Raw genomic sequence first — 18402 nt, 5'->3', positions numbered from 1 at the left:
CTGGCTAACTAGTCCTCAGTCAGATTGACGATATCGTTCATCAAACCGCTGGTGCCGTTGTTGACCGTCAACCGGTCCACTTTGCCGGCAATGCTTTCCAGAGCCTCAAGCTCTTTGAGCCGCAGCATGACCGGGTTATCGGCCATCACCTTTGCGGTGTTCAGAAGAGACCGCGTTGCGTTCGTTTCTTCCCGCCGCTTGATGACGTTGGCCTCAGCTGCTTTCTGCGCAGAAACCACCTGGTTCAAAAGCTCCCGCATTTCACCCGGCAGGATCACGTCCTTCAGGATGATTTCGGATACTTCCAGACCAATGGCTGCCATATCGCTCCGGACTTTCTGAGCCGCTTCGGCGTCAACCGTCACCTGCTTGTCGAGGATCTGGTCGAGCGTCATCGCGCCGAGTGTCTTTCGAAAGGCATATTGCAGCGCCCGGTACAGCGCATCGGCAAAGTCCTTGACCTCGGTGACTGCCTTGACCGGATCAACGACACGATATTCCGCCGAAAGGTTGATTCGGATCGTCACGCGATCCTTGGTCAACAGCTCCTGACCATTTACGTCAAGCGGCTGACGGCTAAGGTCGATAATCTTGGCAACAACTTTTTGTCTCAGGTCCCAATAGCCGTAGTGACCCGGCGGCAATTCATTGAATATCTCGCCATCGACCATGAACAGGGCGATCTGGCCATTGTCGACCTGAACTGTCTTTACGATATCCATTACTTCGGCTGTCCCGCTTTTAATAAGGCGGCTGAATAGAGCCGGTTCGATAAATGGATTGTCATCGAGCGTGATCAGCTCCACTTTCCATGGCCCAGCATCGGTCCAGACTGTGAGTTTGTCATCTGGGTAGAGTATATTTTCAATCCGCCCGTCGCGTTCAACAATTGCCAGCTCCTCCGGACCGGTCTGAAATAACGTGAGATGCTCTGCGGCCTGATCGGGTAATTGCCGAAACAGCATTTTTTCATAATCCCAGGGCACAGCAGCGTCTTCCAGCGTCAACCGATCAATAACCAGCTGCTCTTGATCATTGGGCATCTTATGTTCTCCAGGACCTAAAATACCTTGCAATGCGCCCTTGTAAAACCAGATGACACGTTCTCTTTCGTTGACGGTAACATATCTGTTCCCCTTCAAACCTTTGATTCTATTCAACATTACTCTTACCTCGCCAAACTGAACCCAACCAAAGAGCCGGGGACCGGTTGCATGCCGCACACTGGGTCGCGCCAGAGCGGATCTTGCGGTACATCGGGCGGATATGAAGGCGTTCGAAAACCTCTTCATTCAGCTCCAGTACGGCGTCATCATCACGGCCCGACCGAACTGCCTGGCATGGTGACCGATGATTTGCCCTTGTTCCTCTATCGCCCGAAGGCTGTTTCAAAACAGGGGCTCCAAACCGCTCACGTACCAGTCCCCAAACCCATTGAGTTGCAAACAGCGTTTCAGGCTGATGGCCTTTCAAGAAGGCCATTGCTGGAGCAGGACTCGAACCTGCAACCGCAAGATTAACAGTCTTGTGCTCTACCAACTGAGCTATTCGTGCAACCGAACGTGACGAAACAGTATCCGCATACGAAAATACCATCGGCAAATCGCACGGGCGGATTTTGTGAAATCCAACCGCTGACATCTGCCCCATCTGCTGATCGGGAAGCGCGCGGCTAAATCGGTGGCGGCTTTTTCGCAATGACATTTCCGGTCATCGGCCAAATGAGAGCGATGAACAGAAAGTTGGGCGCGACCAATGGTTATAGCTTCGCATATATCGTTCTTTTGAGAACAACGCTGATGGTGCGATAAAGCTATCCGGCAAAAGCTATTTTCACCTTGTCCTCAAAAATCCACCTCATTCGGATAATCCGTATAAAAATCATTATCGACCGGGAAGTTCGTGAAGGACATGCCGATCGTGTGGTCCAGCGCTTCGACATGGTGCCACCAGCCGACGGGCAGGAACACGGCCTCGCCCGGGCCGATGTCGCATTGCCATAGCTTTGGCGCCGCCTCGCCCAGCGCACGGATGTCGTCCGGCGAGGCCCACTCGCTGAAACAATGCAGGTGATTGCGCATATGGGCTGTGTCATAGGCGGCGACCATGGTGACACGCTTGCGACCAGAAATTTGCAGCAGCAGATTGTTGGTCAGGTCATGATGGAACGGCGTGATCGTGCCCTTTGGCCCCATCCAGAAAAAACCGTCATTCCCGACGCTGGATTTGAGCAGCGATATATCGCCAACATCCTCCCATAATGGCGCCATCGCCTGTTTGTTGACGGTATCGTTATAAGCGGTTATGTAGAAATCATTGCTACTGTCGGTCTGGCGGAGCAGGGCGACAAATTCGCTGAATTTCACATGGCGCTTGTGGTTGTCTTTGGCCATTTCATAATCGTCGCGCGATTGCCGCTGACCCTGCAGCTCAACCACCGCGTCACCGATTTTGCCCGCGAGATAATCCAGCGTCCAGCGCTGCATAGCGGGCCAGTGGTCGACCAGTCCGGTGAGTTTTACCGGCAGGTTGCGATGATGATAGTCGCGGAAAAACACATCCGGTTCGATTGTCTGGACGGTAGGAATTTCCGCTCTATCGCCAGCGTCAGCCCGGTGCAGGCGGCGATAATTGTCCAGCGTCCAATGGCTTTTACGCAGCCGGTTGCTCACCCGCTTGCCGGCATTGAAAAGCGGATCCTTCATCGCCCGCCCGGCCTCATAGGCGGCGGCTTTTTCGCTATAGCCAGCGGCGACAAAGCGCTCGGCCAGCTGTGTCAAAGGCGTTCCATCGAGCAACGCTTGCGCCAGGACTTCGCGCTTGTCGGGTTTGGTTTTTGGGGACTTTCTGGCCGTCATGAAAGCGTCATATCAGCGGGAGATTGCAGAAAAAAGACGGCGTGCTCGGGAAAAGTTTTAGGCTTCGTCAGGCCGAAGCATATATTTGCATCTAGGTAAAAATGTTCTATATTCGTTCTTGTTTAAAATTGAGGATTCGTCAATGTCTGAACTAAAACCTGTGTTGCTCCAAATGGATGAAACTACGGGAGATAAGTTTTTAATTTACGGTAGCGATTCCGGCATAAAGGTCGAAGTCCATTATAATGGTGACCAGCTACTGATGACGCAGGCTCAAATAGCGGAACTTTTTGGCCGAGACGTTTCTGTAATATCGCGACATATTAGTAGTGTATTGGAGGAAGGTGAGCTCGACGAGAGCAATTTGCATAAAATGCAAATTGCATCCTCTACAAAACCGATTACGCTTTACACTCTCGATATGGTGATATCGATTGGTTATCGGACGTCCTCAAAACAGGCTACTTTATTTAGACGATGGGCAACGGATAAACTAGTTCAGTTTGCTACTAAGGGTTTTGTTATAGATTCAGCCCGCCTAAAAAACCCTGAAAACGCTGATCGCGTGACTGAATTGCGCGAAATAATTAGAGATATTCGTTCGGATGAAGCCAATGTATATCGAGAGTTGCGAACAATTTGTGCAATGTGCAAGGACTATGAGGGTAGCTCAAAAGCGTGGCAGGAATTTTATCGTAATACGCAAGCCAAACTTGTTTATGCAGTAACATCGCATACACCGGCTGAGATCATTAAAGGCCGGGCCAATTCGAAAGACGATAATATGGGGCTTACGAATTGGCCCAATGATAACATTCGGAAAACTGATGTGGGCACGTCTAAAAATTATCTTGCGGCTGGCGAAGTCAAAGAATTGAATAGACTTACTACCATACTTTTAGATATTTTTGAGGATCAGTTAGATATAGGGCAGCTTACTACGATGGCGGAAGCGGAAGGTTTATTGGATCGTCAGTTAGAACAGCTGAATCGCATTGTTTTGAGAGGCGGTGGTAAAGTTAAGGCGAAAGTAGCCAAATCATTCGCTGAACGAGAATATGCAAAATTCAAAGAACAACGAAAGGCTCTTCGTCATCAAGAGGCTGATCAAGCGATTGCTGAGATTAAATCGACTCAGAAAAAGTTACCGCGATCCAAAAAAGGACGCGGCTAACAAAAAACCCCGGCGCTTTCACGCCGGGGTCTGAAACTGTCAAACGGGATGAAAATATCCCATTTATCGAGCGGCTTATACCTTCTCGGTCAACTCCGGTACGGCGTTGAACAGATCCGCAACTAGGCCGATATCGGCCACCTGAAAAATCGGAGCGTCTTCGTCCTTGTTTATCGCGACGATTGTTTTCGAATCTTTCATGCCAGCCAAATGCTGGATAGCGCCGGAAATGCCGATAGCGATATAGACTTCCGGAGCAACGATCTTGCCGGTTTGGCCAACCTGATAATCGTTGGGGACATAGCCCGCATCAACCGCAGCGCGTGAAGCACCGATGCCGGCGCCGAGCTTGTCGGCCAATGGCGTGATGACTTCTTCGAATTTCTCGGAAGAGCCCAGGGCACGGCCGCCGGATACGATGATCTTGGCGGAGGTGAGTTCGGGACGCTCGGACTTAGCAATTTCTTCGCTCACAAATGATGAAAGCCCGGATTCGCCTGCGCCGGTGACGCCTTCGATGCTTGCGGAACCGCCTTCGGCTGCAGCCTTGTCAAAAGCCGTACCGCGCACGGTGATGACTTTTTTGGCATCCGATGATTTGACGGTGGCAATCGCGTTGCCGGCATAAATCGGGCGCGTGAACGTGTCTTCGCTTTCGACCGAAAGAATGTCCGAAATCTGCATCACGTCGAGCAGGGCTGCAACGCGTGGTGCAACGTTTTTGCCGGTGGTGGTGGCAGGCGCAAGGAAAGCGTCATGGCTTTCCATCAAGCTGGCAACCAAGGGCGCAACATTTTCGGCAAGCTGATTGGCCAGTGCGGCATCATCGGCGACATGCACGGTGCTGACACCGGCGACTTTCGCGGCTTGCTCACCAACACTCGCACAGCCGGAGCCGGCGACCAGAGCGTGGACTTCGCCCAACTGCGACGCGGCGGTGACAACAGCCAGCGTCGCGTCTTTCATGTCTGTATTGTCATGTTCTACGAGTACAAGAGTCTTCATCAGATGGCTCCTACAGCTTTAAGTTTGGCGACCAGCGCATCCACATCTTCAACCTTCTCACCGGCCTGACGGACAGGCGGTTCGGAAACGTTGGTGGTAGTAAGGCGCGGAGAAATATCAACGCCGTAATCGGCGGGTGTTTTCTCATCGAGCGGCTTTTTCTTCGCCTTCATGATGTTGGGCAGCGACGCATAGCGCGGCTCGTTCAGGCGCAGGTCGGTGGTGACAACGGCAGGCAAGCTGAGCTTGACCGTCTGCAGGCCGCCATCAATTTCGCGTTTCACGTCAACACTGTCGCCATCAACGGTGACGGTGTTGGCAAATGTGCCCTGACCCCAACCGAGCAGAGCTGCGAGCATCTGGCCGGTCTGGTTCGAGTCATCGTCAATGGCTTGCTTGCCGGTGATGACCAGCTTTGGCGCTTCTTCTTCCACGATTTTCGCGAGGATTTTGGCAACACCCAGTGGCTCGACTTCTTCGTCGGTCATGACCAGGATAGCGCGGTCTGCACCCATGGCGAGAGCGGTGCGCAGGGTTTCCTGCGCCTTTTGCGGGCCAACCGAAACGGCGACGATTTCTTCTGCCTTGCCTGCTTCTTTCAGGCGAATCGCTTCTTCGACAGAAATTTCGTCGAACGGGTTCATCGACATTTTGACATTGGCGAGATCCACGCCGCTGCCATCGGATTTGACCCGCGGTTTTACGTTATAGTCTATGACCCGTTTGACGGGCACCAGGATTTTCATTGCTGTTTCCTTCTCAGTAATATTGCGAACGCTTTAGCTTACGTTCACGTAAACGTCAAATATCGATGTTGCGGCGCAGCATGCGCGATCAAACGCACTCTGCATAGCTGTACTTTGTGCCTATGCAGCGGTTCAGGCCGCGTCTTTCACTTGCGCAACAATTTTCTTCGCAGCATCGCCGAGGTCATCAGCAGATACGATCGGCAGACCGCTATTCGCCAAAATTTCCTTGCCCTTGGCAACATTGGTACCTTCGAGCCGGACTACGAGCGGTACGGACAGATCGACTTCCTTGGCCGCGGTGACGATACCTTCGGCGATGATGTCGCATTTCATGATGCCGCCGAAGATATTAACCAAAATGCCTTCAACAGCCGGGTCTGCCAGGATGATCTTGAACGCTGCGGTCACTTTTTCGGTGGTCGCACCGCCGCCCACGTCGAGGAAGTTGGCCGGGAAAGCGCCATTAAGTTTGATGATATCCATCGTCGCCATGGCAAGACCGGCACCATTGACCATGCAGCCAATATTGCCGTCCAATTTGATATACGCGAGGTCATATTTGGAAGCTTCGACTTCTGCCGGATCTTCCTCGGTCACGTCGCGCAGTTCCATCAGGTTGGGGTGACGCATCAGGGCGTTGCCGTCGAAGCTCATTTTCGTATCGAGCACCAGCAGTTGCGCGTCTTTGGTTTCCACGAGCGGGTTAATTTCCAGCATCTCGCAGTCCATGTCGGTAAACGCTGTATAAAGCTGTTTGCCGAGTTTCTGCGCCTGCTTGTTCAAGTCACCGGAAAGACCGAGAGCAAAAGCCATCGACCGGCCATGATGCGGCATGAAGCCTTGCGCGGGATCAATCGTGATCGTTTTGATCTTTTCGGGCGTGTTATGCGCGACATCTTCAATATCCATGCCGCCTTCGGTGGACACGATCATCGCGATCCGGCCGGTTGCCCGGTCGACCAGCATGGAAAGATAATACTCTTCGGCAATGTCGACGCCATCGGTGACATAGAGCCGGTTAACCTGCTTGCCCTCGTCGCCGGTCTGGATGGTGACCAGCGTGTTGCCGAGCATTTCAGTGGCGTTTTCGCGCACCGCGTCGACGGATTTGGACAGGCGAACACCGCCGCTGGCATCTGGCCCCAATTCCTTGAACTTGCCCTTGCCGCGACCGCCGGCATGAATCTGTGCCTTCACCACGTAAAGCGGTCCGGGCAATTTTTCTGCCGCCGCGACAGCTTCGTCAACGGTCAGAGCTGCGTGGCCCGCAGGAATGCCGATGCCATATTTGGCGAGTTGTTCTTTGGCCTGATATTCATGGATGTTCATGGGACGGTGCAGCGCCTTTCTTATATGTTCGTTTAGCGAGTCTTGCGGAGGGCTAAAGCACAGTCAGGAGCCGATTTCCACCCCGATTTATGATATTTATTGCTTCTCAGTATGGCTGTGCAATTATGCGCTTCTCATGATTTTCAATCCCCCCTTGGCGAAAGAGGATATGCGATGACTGGCAAAGGCCTACTGAGTGGTATTTTCATATCCCTGATCGCTATATTGCTACCTCTCGGCAATATAGCTGCGGCCGCGGAGGAGATTGACATGGAAAGCTATCAGAAATTTGGTTCTTTCCTGTCTGACTTTCGTAAAGAGAAATCCATTCGCGCGCTGACCGCAGTGATTGTCAAAGATGGGGAAATTGTCTGGGAACAGGCTTTGGGAACATCGGATGATGAGAGCGATGTGCCAGCGACAATGGACACGACTTTCGGGATTGCATCGGTCACAAAACCCATTGCTGCTACCGCGATTTTGGCGGAGGCGGACAAGGGCGGGCTCTATCTCGATTGGCTGTTGGCCAACGATCCGCGCTGGGAGGATTTTTGCGGATGGTTTTCGACCTCCGGCATTCCCTTTGGCGGTGGCGGCAAAGACAGCGATGGAACTGTTATCGAACCGGTGGATTGCGAGCGCAAATTGTCGCTTTCGGACAGCCTGAACATGCGGGTCAATGGGGCGGTGGGGTCGGCCTTCGTTTATAATCCAATGACTTATGCGCGGATTGATCGGGCTATTGAGGGGGCTGGTGGCCGGCCTCTGCGCGCTATTGTCCGGGACAATGTCCTAAAGAAGGCAGGCATGGAAAATGTCGCTCTGGGTTGGCATGATCCGGAAGGCGGCTCGGCGCTTCGGTTGTTGGCACCGCCATTTACCGTTCAGGAGGATGGCCGCGATATAAAAGCCAGTCACTCGGATGATGATTTTCGCGCGGCTGCCGGTATCAGAGCCAGCGCGAGACATGTTGCTCAGTTTGATATCGCGCTCGATTCCGGGAAACTGCTTTCGGCCGATTGGATGGCGCGGATATTCTCGGACGACACATTGCCGCTGCGCGGGGACTATCGCTGGGGATGGTTTGCGCAGGACTGGCAGGGCAAGCGGCTCTATTGGCACTCGGGCTGGGAACCGGATCGCTATTCAGCCATCTATCTCAAGATCCCGAAGCAGAAACTCTCGCTGATCCTGTTGGCGAACAACGAGAATCTCTGGTGGGGCAATCCCTTGTCTGCAGCAGAGATTCACAAAAGCCCAGTGGCGGCTGAATTCTTGAAAACATTTGCCTCACCCGATCGCCGATGAAATCCACCGGTCACAACGGCAATTGCATCGCGCAGCGTCGCTCTGCTGGCAGGCCATTGGCTTCTTCCGTCGCCAATATGGCCGTGAGGCGCTTGGATTGCTGTTCCTCTTCCAGCGTTTGGAAGCCCATATGCTGATAGAATTTCTCGTTAAACGGCAGGTCGCGGAAGGTCGTCAGCGTAATCGCTCTCACCGTTTCGCGCCGCGCCTTTTCCGTTAGCGCTTTGATCAATCCCCGGCCAATGCCGCGTTTCTGATGTGCCTGATGTACGTCCAATTCCCAGATATGATATTCATCTTCAAATTGTTCCGCGGTTAGAAATCCTACGCGTTCACCATCGGCAGATTCTGCGATCCAGACCAATCCTTGCTCGATAAAGCGAAGCTGGTCCTCTGCTGATACTATATCGTCGCTGCCCGCAAGCCATTCGAGGCCCGGCACCTGCAGAAAGGCTGATCCTGCTGATCTTTCAATGGCCGGTAAATAGTCCGCATCCTCGGCCACAGCTTTTCGGTACGTGATTGATTGCGTATCCAAGGTTATTTCACCGCGCAGACGAGTCCAGATGATGTCACGACGCCCAGTATTTCCGGATCCTGCAATGCCTTGGTCCGCTTCACAAATTCATTGATGCTGATATCACCGGGATCACGTTTGCGCAGTTTGTCGAGGCGGCTGATCTTGTCGATCTGATCGTATGACAGGCGATCGACCATACGGTCCGCCATACAACTGGCAATCGGTTTGGACAGGCCTGCACTCATCAAGCCGTTGCGCACGCGGGTTTCCGGCGTCGCGCACGCGGCCAGACTGGCGATCAGCGCCAATCCAGCCACGAGATGCGTCCGGGTCATTTCTTTGTTTTGGCCAGCTCGATAGCGTCCATCACCACCTTGCGGGCTTCCTCGGCATCGCCCCATTTGCCGACACGGACCCATTTTTCGGGCTCCAGGTCTTTGTAATGGGTGAAGAAATGTTCGATCTGCTGCATCACGATCTCGGGCAGATCACCGCCTTCGCCAATCGCGCGATAATAAGGGAATGTTGCATCAATCGGGACGCAGAGCAGCTTTTCGTCCCCGCCATGCTCGTCTTCCAGATTCAACACCGCAATCGGACGGCATCGAACAACACAGCCGGGCATGAAGGGTGAGCGTGCCACGACCAGCGCATCCAGTGGATCGCCATCGGGGGACAATGTATGCGGAATGAAGCCGTAATTGGCGGGATAGCGCATCGGTGTGTGGAGGATGCGGTCGACAAACAGCGCACCGGATGCCTTGTCAAATTCATATTTAACCGGTTCGCCGCCTACGGGCACTTCGATTATGACGTTGAGGCTTTCCGGCGGGTTATCGCCGATAGGAATTTGGGTGATGTCCATAGGGTATTGGGTCCTATTATCTTGTTTTTGGCTTCAAAAGCCGGTCAATGCCCCCTTCAATTTGGCCACCCTCTCCGGCAGTTTCGTCTGCCGTTATTTTTTCAAGGTGCGGATAGCGAAGCCCGCCTGAATAATCGACCAAAAAATTGCTATATTGGTCGTCATTCTTCGCAAATATCTCGATTTTATTCATTTGCCCGCGATTTTCTTCGATCGCCTGGGTCAACATTTCCGCGGTATAGGCTTTGCCATTCACGGCCGTGATGGTGAGGCCGTTTTTAAGGCCCGCCTTAAACGCCGGTCCGTCCCACATCACCGCTTTGACCACGCCCTTGTCGCTCACCACCATGCCGATCGAGTGGCTGAGATCCAGCTGTTTGCGGCGTTTGTCATTGGCGCTGATAAAATCGCTCTTTGTGGCATTATAAACCAGTTTGTAGCCGCCCAGGGTGAGGCCGTTTTTGGGTGCTTCGTCGGTTGTCTGGTATACGCGTTCCTGGATGAATCCGGCCCAATCATAGGGTTGCACGGCATTCAGCGCCTCGATCACATCGGACAGCTCATAGGTGACGACGCCATAGTCGCCATTCTTGCCCTTGAAAAAGCTGCGGGCAAAATTTTCGAGCGATTTCTTGCCGCCCGATTCGCGCCGGATAATGCCATCGGCCTCCAGCCAGATGAGCAGGCCTTCGTTATAATAATCTTCCTGCCGCTGCCAGCTGCTCCACGGTTTGGGTTTGCGCGCGGCAATAATCGGATCATGGGTTGTGTCGATCAGCGGGCGCCATTGGCGGCCAACGCGCAGGTCCATGCCAGCCGCGATCGCGGCAAAGGCATCCAGCGTGTCCTGTTTGGAAAAAAGACCCGAACGCGCGCCAAGCACATAGCCCCAAAACTGCGTCTGGCCTTCATAAACCCAGAGCAGATTGTCGCGCATCGGTTCACGATAATCGGGCGTCCACATGCCGGCGGGGCGGCGATATTTTCCGTTCCAGGCATGGACAATCTCGTGCGGCAACAGGTTGCGGCGACCCGGCCCATCATTCCATTTGGTGAAATATTCGCGGTTCACGCCATTTTCCGAAGAACGATGGTGCTCAATCCCGATGCTGCCCATTTCCTCGGTCAGCGCGAGCAGGAAATCATAGCGGTCATAAGGATGGCTGCCGAACAGCGCCTCTGATTCCCGGACCAATTTGCTGTGCTTGGCAATGTGCGACTTTCTGGGTTTGAGGAATTTGGCATCATCAGCCACGACATTGAGATGCACGCGGCGGCTCAGCCGGTAGGTCTGGAAATTTTTACCGGCAAAGACTGGGCTGTCGATCAGCGTATCATAATCGGTTTTGCGATAGGCAACGCGATTGAGATTATCGGTTCTGGGTTGTCGCGCTTTCGGGCGCATGGAGCTGGCGGCGCGCCAGCCGGGCGGATAGATGGCGGTCGCTTCCACGGGAATCTGTCGGACATAATGGCCAGCAGGATAGAGAGACACCTGGTGCCAGCGCAGGTTGAGCATGGATGGGGCCATCACGATACGGCCCTGACTGGCAGTGGTAGCGGAGGTGAACTGAAATTTGGCGGTGATTTCCGATACGCCTTCCGGCACGTCGAGATGAAAAGCGAAGACATCCATATCATCGCGGATCCAGTCGATTTTTTGGCCGTTTGCCATAAACTCCAGCGCCGCCAGCTTCTCAATCTCGCCGCGCGGCGCATGATTGCCTGGTAGCCATTCGGGGTAGAGCAGCGTCATCCGGCCCGCCTGCGCAACCGGGATTATCTGCGTAATACGAAAAATGCCTTGTACATTGTCGCGCGCGTCCACCTCTAGCTGCATGGTGCCAGGATAGGGAATATCCTGTGCTTGTGAGATAGTGTCTTCCACCGGGGCATAGGTCGGCTTGCTGAGATTGTCCGGCATCGCGGCGGAAAGAGGGGTGACAGGCGAAATGAAGGACAGGACCGAAAACAGGCCCAAAAGTGCAACCACGCGCATACTAACTCTATCCCCTGTAACTTGTCTTCGTAACTTGTCTTCGTAACTTGTCTTCTGGGTTGAATGGCGCTTTTTAGCCGCTACGTCCAGTGGATGGATAAGAAAAGCGCGGGTTTAGCAATAGAAAATAAGCCATCTTTCGCTTTTGCGCCGCACCGGCTAAAGCGCCTTTCAGATTAAAGGGACAGTATGGCAAAAATACAAACACCGCAGCCGGTGCGCGGCACGCAGGATATATTTGGCGAAGATCAGGAGCGTTTCCAGCATGTGGTGGAAACTTTTGAGCGCGTGCGCCGGCTCTACGGGTTTAAGGGCGTACAGATGCCTGTGTTTGAACCGACGGCTGTTTTTGCGCGGTCTTTGGGCGAAACCACCGATGTCGTGTCCAAGGAAATGTATAGCTTTGAGGATCGCGGTGGCGACAGTCTGACCTTACGCCCCGAATTTACCGCCGGAATTTCGCGCGCCTTTCTAACCAATGGCTGGCAGCAACATGCGCCGATGAAATTATCTGCCCACGGCCCGCTATTTCGTTATGAGCGCCCGCAAAAGGGGCGTTATCGCCAGTTCCACCAGCTCGATGCCGAAATTATCGGCGCGGGTGAGGCGGCGGCAGATGTCGAATTGCTCTGTTTTGCGGATCAGCTTTTGAACGAGCTCGGCATATCAGACGGCGTGACGTTGCAGCTCAATACATTGGGCGACGCGGAAAGCCGCGATGCGTGGCGCGACGCGCTGGTTGAACATTTTCAGGCGCATAAAGCCGATTTGTCCCAGGACAGTCAGGACCGGCTGGAACGCAACCCGCTGCGCATATTAGACAGCAAAGAGCGGCAGGACCGCCCAATTGCCGACAGCGCGCCGGAAATTGATGCCTATCTGTCGGAGGAAGCGAAGGAATTTTTCGCGCAGGTGACCGAGGGGCTGGATGCTTGCGGCGTGGCATGGACGCGCAATAGCCGCCTCGTGCGCGGGCTCGATTATTATCGTCATACCGCGTTTGAATTTGTGACCGACCGGCTGGGCGCGCAGGGTACTGTGTTGGCCGGTGGGCGTTATGATGGTTTGATTGAATCGCTGGGCGGTCCCGCGACACCGGCTGTTGGCTGGGCGGCAGGGATTGAACGGTTGGGGATGTTGTTGGATGAGGCTGCCGCTTCCTTCACAGATATTGCTGTAATTCCTTTGGGAGCAGACTTCGAGTTGGAGGCCATTTCCATAACATCCCAACTGAGATCCGCGGGGAAGTCTGTGCAACTATCGTATAAAGGCAACTTCAAAAAACGTCTTCAAAAAGCCAATCAAGTAAAGGCTCGACTGGCTGTACTAGTTGGGATGGAAGAGTGCTACGAAGATGAAGTGGTGCTCAAAAATATGGAGTCGGGTGGTCAGATACATGTCAAGAAATCGACGCTTCTGAATGATGTATCCGATGAAAAGATTTTGGCAATGACGGGCAGGTCATGACTACCATCACACCCCAAAGAATAGCGCAAATCGAAGCGCGCTTTGCCGAGCTGCAGGCGATGATGGCGTCTGGCAATCTCGACGGCGATAAGTTTGTCGAGGTCTCCAAGGAATATGCCGAGATCGAACCGGTAGCCGAGGCTGCGGCCGAGGTTCAGCGCCTACGCGACGAGCAAACGGGGCTGCAAGAAATGCTCGCCGGTGATGATGCCGAGATGAAGGCAATGGCAGCCGATGAAGTCGATGACGTCAAGAAAGCGCTTGAAAAGGCGGAGCATGCGCTGGCACTGAAACTATTGCCGCGGGATAGCGCCGATGATCGCCCCGCGATGCTCGAAATTCGTGCTGGCACCGGCGGCGATGAAGCCGCGCTTTTTGCTGGCGATCTCTATCGGATGTACAGCCGATTTGCTGATGAGCAGGGCTGGAAGGTCGAGCTGATCTCCGCCAATGCATCCGAAGTCGGCGGGTTCAAGGAAGTCGTCGCGAATATCAACGGCAAGGGCGTGTTTGCGAAACTGAAATTCGAATCCGGTGTGCACCGGGTACAGCGTGTGCCCGAAACGGAAAGCGGCGGGCGGATTCACACGTCGGCGGCAACGGTGGCGATTCTGCCGGAACCGGAAGAAGTCGATATCGATATCCGCACCGAAGATCTGCGCATCGATACCTATCGGGCAAGCGGTGCGGGCGGTCAGCATGTCAACAAGACCGACAGCGCGATTCGCATCACCCATTTGCCCACCGGACTGGTAGTGCAATGTCAGGACGGCAAGTCTCAGCATAAGAATAAAGCACAGGCGATGAAAGTATTGGCCGCCCGGCTCTATGAGCAGGAACGCGATGCGGTGCAAAGCGAAGAAGCGGAAGCGCGCAAGTCGATGGTCGGCTCTGGCGACCGCTCCGAACGCATCCGCACCTATAATTATCCGCAAGGGCGGGTGACTGATCACCGCATCAACCTGACGCTGCACAAGCTGCCCGAAATTGTCGAAGGCGGCGGCTTGGGTGAGATGGTCGATGCCCTGATCGCCGAGGATGAAGCCAGCCGGCTTGCCAATCTGGATGGCTGATAATCAAAAGCAAACCCCTCCCCTTCAGGGGAGGGGCAAGGGGTGGGGGCTGTCGAAAGCCCAACTGGCTGTGCTGCAAAATAGAGCCAAAGAAATGCGGGCTAATCCAACCGAGCCTGAAAAAAGGCTTTGGCGTAACATTTCAAACTCGCAATTGAACGGGTTCAAGTTTCGAAGACAAGCCGTCATTGGCCACTATATTGCTGACTTTCTATGTCCACAAAAAGCGCTTGTCATCGAAATAGATGGTGAGACTCACCAGGCGGAGCAAGATGCGCGGCGCGACGAGGAATTGAGGCGTTTGGGATATAAGACGCTCCGGTTCACCAATGCTGATGTGATGCACGATATGGATGCTGTGCTGTGCAGTATATCGAATCATCTTCAAGAAGCCGGGCCGCGTTGGATCAACCCCCACCCCAACCCCTCCCCTGAAGGGGAGGGGCTTGATCGGGCATTGCGGCAAGCGGCGCAGGCATTGGAAACTGTGAGCGAAACGCCGCGCCTCGATGCGGAACTTCTATTGGCGCATGCGCTGGGGATGAACCGTCAGGATTTGCTGCTCAATCTGCCGAAACTCGAAATTCCCGATGGTTTTTCAGCATTGCTGGAGCGCCGCAAATCCCATGAGCCGGTTGCGCATATTGTCGGTGAACGGGAATTCTGGAGCCTGCCGTTTCAGGTGTCCGCCGATGTCCTGATCCCACGTCCCGACAGCGAGATTTTGATCGAAACCGCGGTGGAAATTGGCACCGACCGACCGCCAACACATATCCTGGACCTTGGTACCGGCAGCGGTGCGCTGTTGCTAGCCGCCTTGTCCGAATTTCCCGAGGCGCGGGGTGTGGGAATGGATGCCAGCGCGGCCGCTCTGGCTATGGCGCATAACAATGCCGACAGCTTGGGACTCAGCGATCGTGCGCGTTTCCTGTTGCAGGATTGGACAATGGCGGGTTGGACGCAATCATTGGCTGGGCCGTTTGGCCTGATTCTCGCGAATCCGCCTTATGTATCGACGCAGGCGGAACTGTCCCGCGAAGTGTCGGAATTTGAACCGCATGACGCCTTGTTTGCCGGTGTGCAGGGGATGGACGACTATCATATCATCATTCCGGCTCTGGGTGAATTACTGGCGGACAACGGTACCGCGCTCATCGAGATCGGATTTGACCAAGCCGGCCAAGTGACGAAATTGGCCGAAAAAAACGGTTATATTGTTGAATGCAAACAGGATTTAGGCGGCAACGACCGGTTGCTTGTCTTGCGCCAGGGGCCTGGCCTGTAAAATTTACTTGGATTTGGCGTATGAAGGCGCTAAGGATGTTTCAGGCCCAGATGATTTCTGGCAATTTCCCTAAAATCGCTGGCCTACCCCCATATAGATAATATTGCTGATGTCCGGTGATTTTTGTCTTCTTTGGGTTGCTATGGATCATTGGGTCTGTGGCACGGGCACTGCCTTTGTGGCGGGACAATAACAGGAAAGACCGAGTTTATTAACGGTATAAGGACACCCAGAATTTGATGAATAATCGTCAGGCCGGCGGCCGTCGCCGTGGCCGGAACAACAATAATCGCAATCAGGGCAACCGCGGTGGCGGCGGTGTGGACCGGGACAACCGGATCGACAATCGCGCGCGCGGTAATGCGGCCCAGATGCTGGATAAATACAAAAAAATGGCGCAGGATGCCCAAGTTAATGGCGACCGCGTCAATGCCGAATATTATCATCAATTTGCCGACCATTATTTCCGGGTGAACGCAGACAGCCAGGCGCGCCGTGAAGAGCAGCGACTAGCCCGCGAAGAACAGCGCGGCCAGAATGCAGACCGCGATGACCGGTCTGAGCAGGACGAGGGCGAGCGTCAGGATCGCAGCCCGCGTGGACGCCAGCAGCGCGACCGTGGTGCAAAACCGGAAACTGCCAAAGATGATGCAGCTGCACCAGCTTCGCAAGAAGATGGCAAGGCTGACGCTCCAGCAGAGAAAAAACCCGTCCGGGCCCGTCGTCCGCGCAAACCGGCAGCCGAAGTCGCAGAAGCCAATGGCGAATCAAACGGCCTTGACGCAAGCGCTTTGCCGCCGGCTATCTCGATACAATCGGATGATGACGCTGATGGTGAAGCCGAGAAGAAACCGGCTCGCAAGCGTCGCACCATCAAAGCCAAAACGGCCGAAACCGAAGCGGCGCAGGAAGGCGACGCAGCCTAATTCATTCGGTTTTTTCTGCCAGGGCGGCCTTTAGCCAGTCCGGCAGATCAAAGCCCGTGATATCATCGACTCGGCGATGTTCGATGGACAGCCCAAGATCGGGATAGGCGACGCGTTGGCGTTTCTCGTCGGCCTGATCAAGCGGTACGACGACCAGACGGCGGTTGATCTTTTGCCGGTAATTCATCCGCGCGGTATTTTCCTGCCCGACATAGCAGCCTTTGGAAAAGCTGACGCCGTTCAGTTCGGTGGCATTGCATTCCAGCCATAGGGTTTTGTCGCTGCCCAATTCGACTTGCCCTTCCGTGACGCCCAAGGAAAGACGGTGGGCTTTATAGGCCGCATCGACGCTTTCCTCTTTCTGGCTGTCTTCGAGCCAGCGATAGCCCAAGAGCGAAAGCCGCGGATCAGCGGGTTTCTCTTCTGCTTCGAGAGACCAGTGCACGGTGAGACTTGCGTCTATTTCAATGCCGATCTTGCGGCGCAGGCGATAGAGTTTCAAGCGCTTGGCCAAGGCTTCGGCATGGTCCTTTTCACAGTCGATCAGGATGTCGTCGCCTTCGGCCCACAGGAAAAAGTCGAACAACACCTTCCCCTGCGCCGTCAGCACGGCAGACCATTGCGGCATATCTGGCTGAACAGCCTGCATATCCTGTGTGACAAGTCCCTGAAGGAATTCACGGCAGTCTTCGCTCTGGTCTTTTGCGGATATGCGGATCAATCCGCGCTGATTAAGTCTGGTTTCGGTCATGCAGATTAGGTAGGGACGCTCAGCGTTAAAAGAAAGCCCGAACAATGAATCAATCGCCGAACCAAATCACGATCAGACAGCCAGATGACTGGCATGTCCATCTGCGTGATGGCGATATGCTGCGGTCGGTGGCCAGCTATACCGCGCGCCAATTTGCCCGCGCGATCGTCATGCCTAATCTGTCACCGCCGGTAACCGATACGGCGGCTGCGCAGGCCTATCGCGAGCGCATTTTGGCGTCAGTCCCTGAGGCTTCAGGCTTCACACCGCTTATGACCTGCTATCTGACGGACAGTTCCGATGCGCAGGATATGGCGCAGGGTTTTGAACAGGGCGTTTTCACCGCCGCCAAACTTTATCCCGCCAATGCGACCACCAACAGCGCCCATGGCGTGACCGATGTCGTCAATATCATGCCGGTGCTGGAGCGGATGCAGGATATCGGTATGCCGCTATTGATCCACGGCGAAGTTACCGATGCGGACGTTGATGTGTTTGACCGGGAAGCGGTGTTTATCGAACGCACCCTGTCCAAAATTGTCGATCAAATGCCGGAACTGAAAGTGGTGTTCGAGCATATCACCACGGCCGACGCGGTTGATTTTGTGAATGCCGCAGGCCCCAATGTCGGCGCGACCGTCACCCCGCAACATCTTCATATCAACCGCAATGCCATGTTTCAGGGCGGTATAAGGCCGCATGCCTATTGTCTGCCAGTGGCCAAGCGCGAACAGCACCGGCTGGCCTTGCGCAAAGCGGCGACATCGGGATCGCCGAAATATTTTCTCGGCACCGACAGCGCGCCGCATGAAATTGACGCCAAGGAATCCGCCTGTGGTTGTGCCGGTATTTTTAACGCGCCCTATGCGCTGGAAAGCTATGCCACCGTTTTTGAGGAAGAAGGCGCGCTCGACAAGCTTGAAGGTTTTGCGTCGATCCATGGTCCGCAATTTTATGGCCTGCCGCTCAACGAAGGTACCGTTACTTTGAAACGATCCGCGACCACGGTGCCGGACAATATCGAAGCGGGCGGGTCGACAATCGTACCTTTTCACGCCGGACAAGAACTGCGTTGGCAGATTGTCGGGTAAGG

Annotated in this window: 18 protein-coding genes; 8 read left to right on the top strand and 10 right to left on the bottom strand. The window is 54.4% G+C overall.

Annotation, left to right across the window (positions count from 1 at the left end; genetic code table 11):
- Positions 1 to 8: 8 nt before the first annotated feature.
- Positions 9 to 1163, bottom strand: coding sequence for a slipin family protein (locus BS29_RS17150; RefSeq protein WP_229954843.1), 1155 nt, complete (start codon positions 1161 to 1163; stop codon positions 9 to 11).
- 51 nt (positions 1164 to 1214) lie between these two features.
- Between BS29_RS17150 and BS29_RS17145 the strand changes: the two genes are divergently transcribed.
- Positions 1215 to 1520, top strand: a complete 306-nt coding sequence (locus tag BS29_RS17145) for a hypothetical protein (RefSeq protein ID WP_229954842.1) — start codon at positions 1215 to 1217, stop codon at positions 1518 to 1520.
- A gap of 324 nt (positions 1521 to 1844) precedes the next feature.
- Here the strand turns inward: BS29_RS17145 and BS29_RS17140 are convergent, their stop codons facing one another.
- Positions 1845 to 2858, bottom strand: a complete 1014-nt coding sequence (locus tag BS29_RS17140) for a cupin-like domain-containing protein (RefSeq protein ID WP_229954841.1) — start codon at positions 2856 to 2858, stop codon at positions 1845 to 1847.
- 142 nt (positions 2859 to 3000) lie between these two features.
- On the opposite strand from BS29_RS17140, the gene rhuM reads away from it, so the two are divergent.
- Complete coding sequence (rhuM, locus tag BS29_RS17135) at positions 3001 to 4032, top strand: RhuM family protein (protein WP_229954840.1); 1032 nt, start codon at positions 3001 to 3003, stop codon at positions 4030 to 4032.
- 75 nt (positions 4033 to 4107) lie between these two features.
- On the opposite strand, the gene BS29_RS17130 is transcribed toward rhuM, so the two are convergent.
- The 3 genes from BS29_RS17130 to sucC form a co-directional block, all read right to left on the bottom strand.
- Positions 4108 to 5037: an electron transfer flavoprotein subunit alpha/FixB family protein gene (locus BS29_RS17130; protein WP_229954839.1), complete on the bottom strand. Its 930-nt coding sequence runs from the start codon at positions 5035 to 5037 to the stop codon at positions 4108 to 4110.
- The gene (locus tag BS29_RS17125) at positions 5037 to 5783 is read right to left on the bottom strand and encodes an electron transfer flavoprotein subunit beta/FixA family protein (RefSeq protein WP_229954838.1); all 747 of its coding nucleotides are present in this window, start codon (positions 5781 to 5783) and stop codon (positions 5037 to 5039) included. The genes BS29_RS17130 and BS29_RS17125 overlap by 1 nt, the downstream gene beginning before the upstream one ends.
- 132 nt (positions 5784 to 5915) lie before the next feature.
- A complete protein-coding gene (gene sucC / locus BS29_RS17120) occupies positions 5916 to 7115 on the bottom strand; it encodes an ADP-forming succinate--CoA ligase subunit beta (protein ID WP_229954837.1) in 1200 nt (399 codons plus the stop codon).
- A 174-nt stretch (positions 7116 to 7289) separates the two neighbouring features.
- Here sucC and BS29_RS17115 point away from each other — a divergent pair, with 174 nt between their 5' ends.
- Positions 7290 to 8423 carry a serine hydrolase domain-containing protein gene (locus tag BS29_RS17115; RefSeq protein WP_229954836.1) on the top strand — a complete coding sequence of 378 codons (1134 nt, stop codon included), beginning with the start codon at positions 7290 to 7292 and terminating at the stop codon, positions 8421 to 8423.
- A gap of 10 nt (positions 8424 to 8433) precedes the next feature.
- Here the strand turns inward: BS29_RS17115 and BS29_RS17110 are convergent, their stop codons facing one another.
- Genes BS29_RS17110 through BS29_RS17095 form a run of 4 tightly spaced genes read right to left on the bottom strand, consistent with a single transcriptional unit; the run spans position 8434 to position 11807 of the window.
- Positions 8434 to 8961: a GNAT family N-acetyltransferase gene (locus BS29_RS17110; RefSeq protein WP_229954835.1), complete on the bottom strand. Its 528-nt coding sequence runs from the start codon at positions 8959 to 8961 to the stop codon at positions 8434 to 8436.
- Positions 8962 to 8963: 2 nt separating this feature from the next.
- Positions 8964 to 9278, bottom strand: coding sequence for a hypothetical protein (locus BS29_RS17105; RefSeq protein WP_229954834.1), 315 nt, complete (start codon positions 9276 to 9278; stop codon positions 8964 to 8966).
- Positions 9275 to 9808, bottom strand: a complete 534-nt coding sequence (gene ppa, locus BS29_RS17100) for an inorganic diphosphatase (protein ID WP_229954833.1) — start codon at positions 9806 to 9808, stop codon at positions 9275 to 9277. The genes BS29_RS17105 and ppa overlap by 4 nt, the downstream gene beginning before the upstream one ends.
- A gap of 16 nt (positions 9809 to 9824) precedes the next feature.
- Positions 9825 to 11807 carry a M61 family metallopeptidase gene (locus tag BS29_RS17095; RefSeq protein WP_229954832.1) on the bottom strand — a complete coding sequence of 661 codons (1983 nt, stop codon included), beginning with the start codon at positions 11805 to 11807 and terminating at the stop codon, positions 9825 to 9827.
- 189 nt (positions 11808 to 11996) lie between these two features.
- Here BS29_RS17095 and hisS point away from each other — a divergent pair, with 189 nt between their 5' ends.
- From hisS to BS29_RS17070, 4 genes are all read left to right on the top strand, one after another.
- Positions 11997 to 13274 (top strand): histidine--tRNA ligase, encoded by a 1278-nt coding sequence (hisS, locus tag BS29_RS17090; RefSeq protein ID WP_229954831.1) that lies wholly within the window; start codon positions 11997 to 11999, stop codon positions 13272 to 13274.
- Positions 13271 to 14347: a peptide chain release factor 1 gene (gene prfA / locus BS29_RS17085; RefSeq protein WP_229954830.1), complete on the top strand. Its 1077-nt coding sequence runs from the start codon at positions 13271 to 13273 to the stop codon at positions 14345 to 14347. Before hisS ends, prfA begins: the two co-directional genes overlap by 4 nt.
- On the top strand, positions 14340 to 15632 hold the full coding sequence (gene prmC, locus BS29_RS17535) for a peptide chain release factor N(5)-glutamine methyltransferase (RefSeq protein WP_326838479.1): 1293 nt from the start codon (positions 14340 to 14342) through the stop codon (positions 15630 to 15632). The genes prfA and prmC overlap by 8 nt, the downstream gene beginning before the upstream one ends.
- Positions 15633 to 15868: 236 nt before the next feature.
- The gene (locus BS29_RS17070) at positions 15869 to 16558 is read left to right on the top strand and encodes a DUF4167 domain-containing protein (protein ID WP_229954829.1); all 690 of its coding nucleotides are present in this window, start codon (positions 15869 to 15871) and stop codon (positions 16556 to 16558) included.
- 1 nt (position 16559) lies between these two features.
- Here the strand turns inward: BS29_RS17070 and ygfZ are convergent, their stop codons facing one another.
- Positions 16560 to 17309 (bottom strand): CAF17-like 4Fe-4S cluster assembly/insertion protein YgfZ, encoded by a 750-nt coding sequence (gene ygfZ, locus BS29_RS17065; protein ID WP_229954828.1) that lies wholly within the window; start codon positions 17307 to 17309, stop codon positions 16560 to 16562.
- 44 nt (positions 17310 to 17353) lie between these two features.
- Here ygfZ and pyrC point away from each other — a divergent pair, with 44 nt between their 5' ends.
- Positions 17354 to 18400 carry a dihydroorotase gene (gene pyrC / locus BS29_RS17060; RefSeq protein ID WP_229954827.1) on the top strand — a complete coding sequence of 349 codons (1047 nt, stop codon included), beginning with the start codon at positions 17354 to 17356 and terminating at the stop codon, positions 18398 to 18400.
- Positions 18401 to 18402: the final 2 nt, after the last annotated feature.

The sequence above is a fragment of the Parasphingorhabdus litoris DSM 22379 genome (assembly GCF_020906275.1).
GTDB classification, from domain to species: Bacteria; Pseudomonadota; Alphaproteobacteria; order Sphingomonadales; family Sphingomonadaceae; genus Parasphingorhabdus; species Parasphingorhabdus litoris.
This window is presented reverse-complemented; position numbering and strand designations above follow the sequence as displayed.